This is a genomic window from Streptomyces sp. NPDC050448 (assembly GCF_040655295.1).
Taxonomy (GTDB): Bacteria; Actinomycetota; Actinomycetes; order Streptomycetales; family Streptomycetaceae; genus Streptomyces.
In genome coordinates this window covers 67,478-76,680 of sequence record NZ_JBFAJR010000034.1, presented here as the reverse complement: position 1 = coordinate 76,680, position 9,203 = coordinate 67,478, and the positions used below count along the sequence as shown (strand labels likewise).

The 9,203-nt window shown below is 67.7% G+C and carries 8 protein-coding genes and 1 pseudogene; 6 read left to right on the top strand and 3 right to left on the bottom strand.

What is annotated here, in order from left to right:
- Nucleotides 1–629, bottom strand: a pseudogene (locus AB0I68_RS30535) (Ig-like domain repeat protein); the annotation flags it as partial.
- Nucleotides 630–1,620: 991 nt separating this feature from the next.
- On the opposite strand from AB0I68_RS30535, the gene AB0I68_RS30530 reads away from it, so the two are divergent.
- The 3 genes from AB0I68_RS30530 to AB0I68_RS30520 all read left to right on the top strand — a co-directional run bounded on the left by AB0I68_RS30530 (nucleotide 1,621) and on the right by AB0I68_RS30520 (nucleotide 4,911).
- Nucleotides 1,621–1,908, top strand: a complete 288-nt coding sequence (locus AB0I68_RS30530) for a helix-turn-helix transcriptional regulator (protein ID WP_363180586.1) — start codon at nucleotides 1,621–1,623, stop codon at nucleotides 1,906–1,908.
- Between the two features lie 523 nt (nucleotides 1,909–2,431).
- Nucleotides 2,432–3,532 (top strand): hypothetical protein, encoded by a 1,101-nt coding sequence (locus AB0I68_RS30525; RefSeq protein WP_363180585.1) that lies wholly within the window; start codon nucleotides 2,432–2,434, stop codon nucleotides 3,530–3,532.
- Nucleotides 3,529–4,911 carry a DnaB-like helicase C-terminal domain-containing protein gene (locus AB0I68_RS30520; RefSeq protein ID WP_363180584.1) on the top strand — a complete coding sequence of 461 codons (1,383 nt, stop codon included), beginning with the start codon at nucleotides 3,529–3,531 and terminating at the stop codon, nucleotides 4,909–4,911. Before AB0I68_RS30525 ends, AB0I68_RS30520 begins: the two co-directional genes overlap by 4 nt.
- Nucleotides 4,912–5,094: 183 nt before the next feature.
- Here the strand turns inward: AB0I68_RS30520 and AB0I68_RS30515 are convergent, their stop codons facing one another.
- Together AB0I68_RS30515 and AB0I68_RS30510 are read right to left on the bottom strand one after the other, a co-directional pair.
- Nucleotides 5,095–5,397 carry a hypothetical protein gene (locus tag AB0I68_RS30515; RefSeq protein ID WP_363180583.1) on the bottom strand — a complete coding sequence of 101 codons (303 nt, stop codon included), beginning with the start codon at nucleotides 5,395–5,397 and terminating at the stop codon, nucleotides 5,095–5,097.
- 1,314 nt (nucleotides 5,398–6,711) lie between these two features.
- A complete protein-coding gene (locus tag AB0I68_RS30510) occupies nucleotides 6,712–6,858 on the bottom strand; it encodes a hypothetical protein (RefSeq protein WP_363180582.1) in 147 nt (48 codons plus the stop codon).
- 2 nt (nucleotides 6,859–6,860) lie between these two features.
- On the opposite strand from AB0I68_RS30510, the gene AB0I68_RS30505 reads away from it, so the two are divergent.
- The 3 genes from AB0I68_RS30505 (at nucleotide 6,861) to AB0I68_RS30495 (ending at nucleotide 9,108) form a co-directional block, all read left to right on the top strand.
- Entirely contained in the window at nucleotides 6,861–7,202 is a 342-nt protein-coding gene (locus AB0I68_RS30505) for a hypothetical protein (protein WP_363180581.1), read from the top strand.
- Nucleotides 7,203–7,948: 746 nt separating this feature from the next.
- Nucleotides 7,949–8,356 (top strand): hypothetical protein, encoded by a 408-nt coding sequence (locus tag AB0I68_RS30500; RefSeq protein ID WP_363180580.1) that lies wholly within the window; start codon nucleotides 7,949–7,951, stop codon nucleotides 8,354–8,356.
- Between the two features lie 461 nt (nucleotides 8,357–8,817).
- Complete coding sequence (locus AB0I68_RS30495) at nucleotides 8,818–9,108, top strand: DUF5988 family protein (RefSeq protein ID WP_363180579.1); 291 nt, start codon at nucleotides 8,818–8,820, stop codon at nucleotides 9,106–9,108.
- Nucleotides 9,109–9,203 lie beyond the last annotated feature (95 nt).

Below are 9,203 nucleotides of genomic sequence, written 5' to 3'. Positions count from 1 at the left end.
CCGCAGGTGACCGTGGCGGTGAGGGTCACCGGCTGGCCCGCGGCCGGGTTGGCCGGCGTCGACGACAGGGTGACCACACAGTTCTGTGCGGCCGTGACGGTCACGGTCGCCGTGGCGGCGACACCGACGCAGGTGCAGGTGGTGGTGGCGGCGATCACGGTGGCTGTGACGACGTTGGTGCCCGTGGGCAGCAGGCTGGTGGTGACGGTGGCCTGGCCCGCTGCGCTGGTGACGCCGACTCCCAGGGAGCCGCTGGTGGTGGCGAAAAGTACGGTCGCACCGGAGACGGGAACACCGCCGCAGGTGACCGTGGCGGTGAGGGTCACCGGCTGGCCCGCGGCCGGGTTGGCCGGCGTCGACGACAGGGTGACCACACAGTTCTGTGCGGCCGTGATGGTCAGGGACGCTGAGGCGGCGCCACTTGTGGCACCGGCAGCAACTACCGTGCCCGCTGTCGTCGCTGTGAAAGTGACGCTCGCATTGCCGAGGGCGTCGGCGGTTGCCGTCTGCGGGGCCACCGCGTCGTAGGTAAAAGTGATCAGTTCTCCGGATGCGGCACCGGTGACGGCAGCTGTGAAGGTCTGACCCACCGCGACCGTTGCCGGGGTGAGAGTGAGAGCGAGTGCCATGTTGGACAGCCCCTTTCGAAGGCTCCGTGAAGGAGGTGGGGAGCTGCTGCACCCAGGAGGACAGGGAGCCGTCCGAGCGCTCGCACCTGTCGGGGGTGCCCTGAAGAACACGGCGAAGTGGCGCATCACGCCGGCAGCCGTCCATGGTCCCCCGACAGGGATGGGCACCCCACGTCGTTAGCACCGATTGAAGGGAATGGCGGAGCGCCACGCTATGGCTGACGGCCGGGTTAACCCGGATGGCGCAGCGTGCGTCGGCGGCGCGTACCGCCCCCGGCCCCATGCCCACATGGCGATGGCCCCCGCCGGACAACGGGGGCCGATCATTCGGAGGTGCTGCCGTGACTCAGGTGGCGAACTCCCCGCCCTTGACCGCGGTAAATGAGCGACGACCAGCCGCTCGCGGGCCTGTACATCGTTCGCTGTAACTCCCGATCAACGAAGACGCACCGATGACCAGTGAGGACGTGACCGAGACCGAGACTGTCGAGCCGTCTGAGCCGAAGTTGTCGAGGGTGGCGGACGACCATGCGACAGCCCGGCGCCCTCGAGTTGGCCGTCGGCCGCGTCCGCCTCTGCCGAGGCCTTCGTCGACCTGTGCCGGGCCCGACGGAGAACTGCAACTGACTTGGTCGGCGTCAGGCTCGGGCGGCTTTTCTCGGCGGGCCAGCGGCGTGTGCGCCAGGTTTCCTTAGACCGTGTCCTATGCGACTCGGGCCCTCGCCAGCCTCTCTGATGGTCAGCGGAACGCTCTCGATCAGGATGCGGGCCCCGGTCCTCGTGCCGCGAGTTGAAGAGCGCCGCATTCACGACTCCCTCTTCGCGCCGCCTCTGCCTCGCGCAATGACGAAGAGCAATGCGTGCAGGACGACGACATGGGATCTCTCTGTTAGCAGAATCGTTCATACAACCTTTGCAGGTGACATGTCGTGATAAGCCCTGCCCCCGATGCATCTCCACATGTATTTTCTGAGCGACAGGAGGGGTAACCATGACCGACCTACCAGCCGCAGTGGACGTGCTGCTCCGCGCGCCCCGTACCGTATTGCCGCCACCAGCCGTGCGAGGGCGGCTCCGAAAGGCCCACGGCCTCACTCAGACACAACTCGCCGAAGCACTTGAGGTGAAGCGGCTGGCGGTGACCCGGTGGGAATCGGGTGAAGCAGAGCCTCGGGGCCAGCGTCGCGAGGCGTACGCACGGCTGCTTGCCGAACTGTCCGCTCTGTACCCTGCAGCCCTCGTAGCCTCTGCCGACAAGAGTGCAGAGATGCCGCGGTAAACGCGTGGAGCGGCCTCCGTCGCCACAACGGAGACCGCTCCCTAGCGATCGACTCGCAGAACCTTCCAAGAACCCGAGTCGTGAACAGCGATGCGACCTCGACTGCGGTTACACCCGTGAACCTTGGGTTCGCGTGGTCACCTACCCCCAGGATAGGGAACCTCGTCAGGATAGCCAGCACGGGACATGATTTTCATGCGTGTCTGGCTACATCTCTGCTCTCGACTCCCCTAACAGGGAAGATCCACCCGATGCATCACCAGCCGCGCCTCCGCCGTCGACCTGTAGATGTGACCATCTTCTCGGCCTTGCACACCTCGGTCTGGCCCACCGGAGCCCACGTCCGGCTCAGTGGGACCCCTTCGAAGATTCCTGCCTGCTCTGCAAGAGCGCAGTCCCCGGCCGGAAACCCCTTGTCTCTGAAGACATGCCTTCTGGGGCGGAAACGGCACATAACTACACGCCCCAGCATGCCGTCGGCAGCACACCTCCGGGTCCCGTTGGGCTCTGTGGGTGGTGGCCGGTGAATGACGACTTTGGGAGCAGCTATCTGGAGCGCTCCTGGGAGGTCCCGGAGGACGTGATCCTTCGGCGTGAGTTGGTGCGCACGCCGGGCTTGCAGCCGGAGGATCTCGGCGTGCTGGCGGAGCTGCTGCTCCGGGACCCTCGGCTCCCCTCGACCATGGAGGCGATCCGCAAGGATCTCCAAGCCCGGGGCTGGAAGATGGGCAAGGACCGGTACAACGCGATCGCGGGCCGACTGACCAAGGCCGGCCACCTCGCCCGGATCTCCGTGTACGACGAGGTCGCCCAGCGCCCCACCTGGGTCACTCGGGTCTACCGCAACCCGGCCAACAACCAGCAGTACATCGATCTCGGCCTCACCGTACCCTTGCAGGTCAGCACCGCAAGGCGGGAAACCCGCGATCCGGGGCCGGAGCCGCTGCACAAGCCGCTGGAAACCCGCGTTTCGTCTGCTCCGAGGCGGAATGCGGGAAACCCGCGATCCGGATCCCGATGGCGGAAAACCCGCGATCTGGAAACCCGCGTTTCGCCTGCTCCGAGACGGAATGCGGGAAACCCGCGATCCGACGTCCACCCCCCACTCCCCCCGGGGGAGGAGGAATCCTCCCCCCCCTACCCCCTCACCACGGGGCCTCTGCCATCACAGCGGAAGGAAGCGCCGGAGTTCTCCCTTGAGGAGATCCGGGCTGCTGAGGACTTCCTGCAGCAAATGCAGCAGTGGCAGGCAGGGTTGGTGACTGCGCGCAAGAGCGCTCCGACGCTGCTGTCGGCGATGCGAGCGCAGGGCTGGCCGGCGCTGACGGCCATGGACGACTGCCAGCGCCGGATACTGGAGGACGAGGTCTTCAAGAACACCACCGGCGCGGCCTCGTGGGTGAAGTGTCTGCCCTTGTGGGTGGCGGACCTGCGCCGCTACCGCGCTCCGGCCCCAGCACCAGCCACACAGCCGAGACCGGCGCCGCAGGACCTCGCTGGGCTGCGGGCGGCCTGCCCTGCGTGCGATCAGTACGGCTGGGCCGTGGACGGCGACGACGATGCGCCGATGCGCCGTTGCACCCACCCGGGCATCACGGCCGGCACCCTCAAGGAGCTGGGGTGAACGCTTTCGACCCGGACATTCGCGCGCAGCAGTCGGACGGGGCCAGGGCCGCGAGCACCGAGGCCGAAACGGCCGTACTGGGCGCGTGCCTGACCGCTACGCCGGCCTACGACCCAGTGGCGGCCGCCGCATCCGTCCTGAGTGACGGCGGTGACTGGTTCCGCCCTCACCACGAGACGATCTGGCGGGCGGTCTTGGCCCTGCATGGCCAAAGCAAACCCACCGGTGTGCCGATGGTTGAGGCCGAGCTGCGCCGGAGCGGTGACCTGGAACGCATCGGTGGAGCCGTTCGGTTGTCGGAGATCGCCGCCCAGGCGTGCACTTCTGTCGAGGCAGCGCACTACGCTGAACTCGTCCACGGCTACGCGCGCCTGCGCCGCTATCAGCAGGCCCTAGCGCGCGGAATGCAGGCGGCCCGTCAGACCGACCCTGCTGCCGTAACCGACGCGATCACCGCGCACCAGGCCGAGCTGGAGCACCTTGCCGCCGACCAAAGCATCGACAAGGGGCTCTTCGAACGGTTCGGTGACGGCCTCCAACAGCACCTGGACAGCCTGGAGACCACGGTCGAGGCGGCGGCCGTGACCGGACTCACCGACCTCGACCAGGCCCTCAAGATGCAGCCAGGGAACGTCGTCGTGGTGGCCGGGCGGCCTGCCATGGGCAAATCGGCGATGACACTGGGTATCGCGCTGGCCAATGCCCATTCCGGTAGGACCACCCTCGTGCACAGCCTGGAGATGGGCCGCAGCGAGGTGACGAACCGCGTGCTCGCCAACCGGGCCCGCGTCAACCTGCACCGCCTCATGGAGGGCGGGCCGGCCGTTACCGACCACGACTGGACGCGCATCGCCCTGCGCCTCCCCGACCTATCGGCGCTGCCGCTGTGGATGGACTACACCCCTCGCGTCACCCCAGGACTGGTCCGCACCCGCATCAAGGCCCTGACCAGGCAGACGGGTCAAGCGCCCGTGGTCATCCTGGACTACGTCCAGCTCATGTACACCGACCAGCGCACCCCCCGGCAGAGCCCCTATGAACGTGTCAGCGAAGTGAGCCGCGAATTGAAGATCATCGCCGAGGAGACCGGCGCTGTCATCATCTGCTGCGCCCATCTCAACCGCGGCTCGGAACACCGGGAGGGCAAGAAGCCGCAGGTGTCCGACTTGCGTGACTCAGGGCAACTGGAGCAGGATGCGAGCGGCATCGTCCTGCTACACCGCGAGGACGCATACGAGCCCGACAGTCCCCGCGCAGGGGAGAGCGATTTGATCCTCGCCAAAAATCGCAATGGCCCCACCTGTTCGATCACCGTCGCGCACCAGTTCCACTACTCCCGCCTGCGGGACATGACCCGTAGTACCGAACTGGAGGTGTAGGGTCTCAGATTTCGTGTCGGGATCTCACGGCTGATGTCGGATCGCCGTCGGATACGACCGGTCGTGAGACGGCCCAGGTCACAGGCTCGGCGGTTCGCTCTGGCCTCGGCGGCCCGCCGAACAGGGATGGGCCGGGGCAGGCGAACTGCTTTGGACGCCGTTGCACACCTGTGCCTGGCGGGTCTACACGGCGAAGTCGCTGCGGCGGGTCCAGCTGACGGGGTTGTGCCAGAGATCGGCCTTGGCGGCGGGCCAGTCCATCTTCCATCCGGGCCGAAGCCCGCGTGCTCCCCAGCTGTCCGGCTGCTTGTCCGGGATCTCGAGTCCAGCCGTGTGCGCGGCGAGCGCGGCGTCGTAGACCTCCTGCGCGCGGCGCAGAGCCGCGGCCGGGGAGTCGGCGACGCCAGTGAAGACGTGTAAGCCGTGTCGGGCCGGGTCGGTGGTGTCGTGTATCGGGACGTCGACCACATAGATGCATGGGTGCATGACGTCCGCTCCTCTCGATTTTCGGTGGTGAGGACTGCCGCGACCACCCCGGCCTTTGTCAACGGGGGGAGATCGGGGCGGCACGCGGCGTCCTTCACGGCAGTGGGGCCGGGTCAGAACTCTGGGTGAATTGTGATCTGGCGCTGGGGATCACCAGCGCTGGTGTGGACGGTGCTGCGGCGCGCGGCGAGGCCGCCGCCTGCGCTGCCCGACATATACGGTCGTGGCAGCGATCGGTAGACGCGTCCTCGCTGCATATACGTCCGCTTGGTGAGCGTCTTCGCCGCTGTGGCGCGCTAACGGCGTGAGGACCGTAGGTGAGCGCCCGGGCGCTCAGGCTCGCCTGATCGCTGCCGGAGGTGAGCGCGCCTGACTCCGGGTGAGCGTCGCTGGCGTCACCGGTGCCCTCGGGGGTCGGTGCCTTGCTTTCAGGGTCTCTTCATGCGCGGCGCGTGCCCGGCAGTCCCGGTTCTGGTTGGCCCGGCCAGGGAGTTGCTCCGGTCCGCCTTCGCGGGTGGAGACGGCGAATCCACCGCATCTTCGGTATGCGGTGGTAGTCAGGCTGCTCGTGTGCTGTCGGCGGCAATGGTGCCGGGAGGCATGCTCCGATGCGATGGGAAGGCACGCGTCGAGCCCCGAGGGCCCGCGTCAGCCGGTGCCGGCCGGCGCCGGCTGACGGATCCAATGCCCTCTCCCAGGGGTACCCATCGCGGCAGCCCACGCCCACCACAGCGGCCGGCAGTAGCCGACGCGCGCAGCCGCTCCCCCGGAGAGGATGGGCGGCCCACCGGTTGGATACAAACCGTTATCCGCTGGACAGGCATATGACCGCAACAGTGGACAAACGACTATCACCCGGATGGCGTAGTTCGGCTCGGTGGACTGTTTGTCCCGGGTGTCCATGGGGCTGCGGGGTCGACGCAGGCGGGCGTGACAAGAGCACCAGGGGTGTGAAGTTGGGCGCTCGTGAGGTCGTGCAGCACCCGCAAGCATCACACCGATAGGGTGGCGCGGCGGCCGGGGTGTGTTGCCCCTGGCTCCGACGTCGTGGGGCTGTCCATTTCCGCAGGAACGTCTGTCGCCCTCTCACAAGGGGAGGCAGCCTGGGCACCATGCGGGATCGAGCCCCGGGGGGCTCAGGGGCTGTATACGCCCGGTCACCGTCACTGGAAGGATGGAACCGCCGGTCCTGGTTGAGGACAGCGCCGTAGCCACCGCTGGACCGGATGACGGACATCTGACCGGCTACTTCCTGCTGGACCGCGATGCGAGGCGGCGGGCGACGGCCTCCCGCGGCGTGAGATCGCAGCTCGGCTACGGCGTCCAGATCGACACCGACGGTTTCCGGGCTCCTTCCCCGATGACCCCGAGGACGCGCCCGGCGAGCTCGTCGAGTACGTCGCCGACCAGCTCGGAGAACTCGACGTCGGTGCTGGCGGGGGTACGGCGCCGAGCGCACACGCTTGGACCACCAGAGCGCCATCAAGGACGCCTACGGCTACAGGACCTCGACTGTCCTGGTCGGCAACAAGATGCTGGTGCCCGGCACCACCGTCCTCGAAGGGCATGGTCGCGTCCATCCGCGAGCACGCCAACCCCACAAGATGCGGCGCAACCTGACCTCCAAGCCCAACGCCACCCAGCGCACCGCCTTGACCGCGCTGCTGCCGGTCAAGGACAGCCGCCACACTTCCACACCGGGCCAGCTGTGCCGCCCCCGCGCGGACATCATCCGCCCCAGGGCAAGCAAGGCAATTGACCGGTCCATCGAGTTCACCAACTCAGCGTCTCCACTGGGGACCTAAGGGCTGTCCCCACCGTCCGCCTGCACGCGTTGTCCCGTTGCGCCTCCTCGATACGCGCTCCAGCGGGCGCCGACCTCGTCGAGTCGCGCAGGATGGCACCGGGTAGCGTTCGCCGCCGCGATGCGCACCCGCTCCGCGGACGAGCACCGCTGCAGCCGCGCCGCGGGCGCATGAGCGCGACGGTCACGGCGGTCGCCACCGGCGGCCGGCCGCCCAGTCCGTGCACCTGCCGCAGTTGCGGCCGACTCACACGCGGCAACTGCGGCGTGGATCGCCCGATGCCATCACTGGGGCCCGGGGGACCGCGGCTACGCCGCCTCCGGCCGCCGAGTGGGAACCGCGCCTGGGACACCGAGCTCAAGAACCGAAGCTCGCGGCGTCCTGCGCGCGACTACGGAACGTCACCGCATGTGCGTCGCGAACCTGGCACGAAGGTGCTGCACCTGTTTCTGCAGGTGCACCTGCGGCGCGGGGGGCTTGCCAGTTCGTCCAATCGGGTGATGTCGGGGGATCACCCCTAGAGATGCCGTCCGACGTGGGTGCTTACTAATTGCGAACCGGCGGGTCGCCCATCCCATCTCCGGGAGCTCGGTTGCGACCCGTTCCGTTCGTCATTCCCAGCGGGTGAAATGCTGGACGATTAGAGCGAGTTCCGGTTCCCACAGCAGCTTCTGGACAGAGCGGGGTGCCACTCCCGTCGGCCGCCCTTGAAATCAGGCGTGTTCATCACCTCCAGGGAGTTCATCATGAACCGTTCCCGCCTTGCCGCCGCTACTGTCACTGCTGCCATGGCGTTGGGTGCCGCTGTGGGCATCGCCCCGCTTGCCGTTGCGGCTCCCGCCGCCGCGGCCACCTCGGCCTGCGTCAGCGACCTCCAGGCCGCCCAGACGTCCAACAACCTGGCGATCGCTGCCGACCAGGTCAACAACACAGCGACCGCCCGCACCTACAACCTGTCCGCCGCCACCTCGCTCGCCGCGGCACTCGGCGACTGCGTCGGACAGCCGCCAGTGGTCGGAGCCAACGTCCTCACCGCCTCCGCGAGCAACGCGGTCGCCCTCGTGTACAACCTGCTGGGCGCCTCGGGATCGGCCCTGAGCTCCGAGCAGGCGACCGCGTCCGCGCTCACCCAGGCACTGGCTGTCGCGACCTGACGGCTCGCAGGCCGGCACCACTGAGCTGGGCCGCCTGCCCCCTCCACCCCGGCGGCGGCCGGCCTCTGCCGCCGCCGGACCACCGCGCGTCCCTTCCGGCCGGCCACCCGCCGCCTCCGTCTCACCGGCGGCGGGTGGCCGGCGCGGGCGACGCGGCGAGGCGCCTCTCATACCAGAGGCACCGGGAAGCGTAGGCAACCGGTGAAGAAGCCGAGACCACCTTTCGCCCGTTCGCGAGGACGCGATCGGTCCACGGACAGAGTGCGGGAAATTCGGTTCCGGTGTCGACGCTTGGCTTTTCCTCACATGACGAGGTCACCATGCTGGTTTCCCATTTCTACAGGTCCCTGTCCAGGACCTGCCTCCTGGTCTCCCGGTGCCTGATTCCCGGACGTGTCTTCTTCCGTCCGCGATGAAGGAGTAGAAGCCGCCGCGCGCCGGCGGAATATGCGGAACGCCCCATGAAACTGAGAGCCGACAACAGTAGCGGCCGGGCAGTAGTTCATTCGCCCCGGGCCGCCACCTCGACCCAGGAGCCGGATATGCCGGAAATAATAAGCGTGATGCTTACCGGAGGGCCGGACTGGGCTCCCGTGGTCTGGGAAGTTCAGTCAGTGGAAGACGAGCCGAAGGTCAAAATCCTGTGCGGGAATGCTTACGAGCATTTCGAGTTCTCAGGATTCTGCGCCGGACGTGATGGTGAGCAGCGGCCTGTGTACCGCTGGCGCTGCCGCACCTATGTGGCCGAATAGGCCGGTTCACCAGCCCAGGAAGACCAACGGGCCGAGCTCCGGCACGGTGACCATCATAGCCGCCCTTGACTGATCCTGAAGGGGAATCCCGATGA

Bases quoted from the DNA above. Each gene is read 5' to 3' on its own strand.
- AB0I68_RS30530 (WP_363180586.1), top strand. From the start codon at position 1,621: ATGACCGACCTACCAGCCGCAGTGGACGTGCTGCTCCGCGCGCCCCGT.
- AB0I68_RS30495 (WP_363180579.1), top strand. From the start codon at position 8,818: ATGAAACTGAGAGCCGACAACAGTAGCGGCCGGGCAGTAGTTCATTCG.
- AB0I68_RS30500 (WP_363180580.1), top strand. From the start codon at position 7,949: ATGAACCGTTCCCGCCTTGCCGCCGCTACTGTCACTGCTGCCATGGCG.
- AB0I68_RS30515 (WP_363180583.1), bottom strand. From the start codon at position 5,397: ATGCACCCATGCATCTATGTGGTCGACGTCCCGATACACGACACCACC.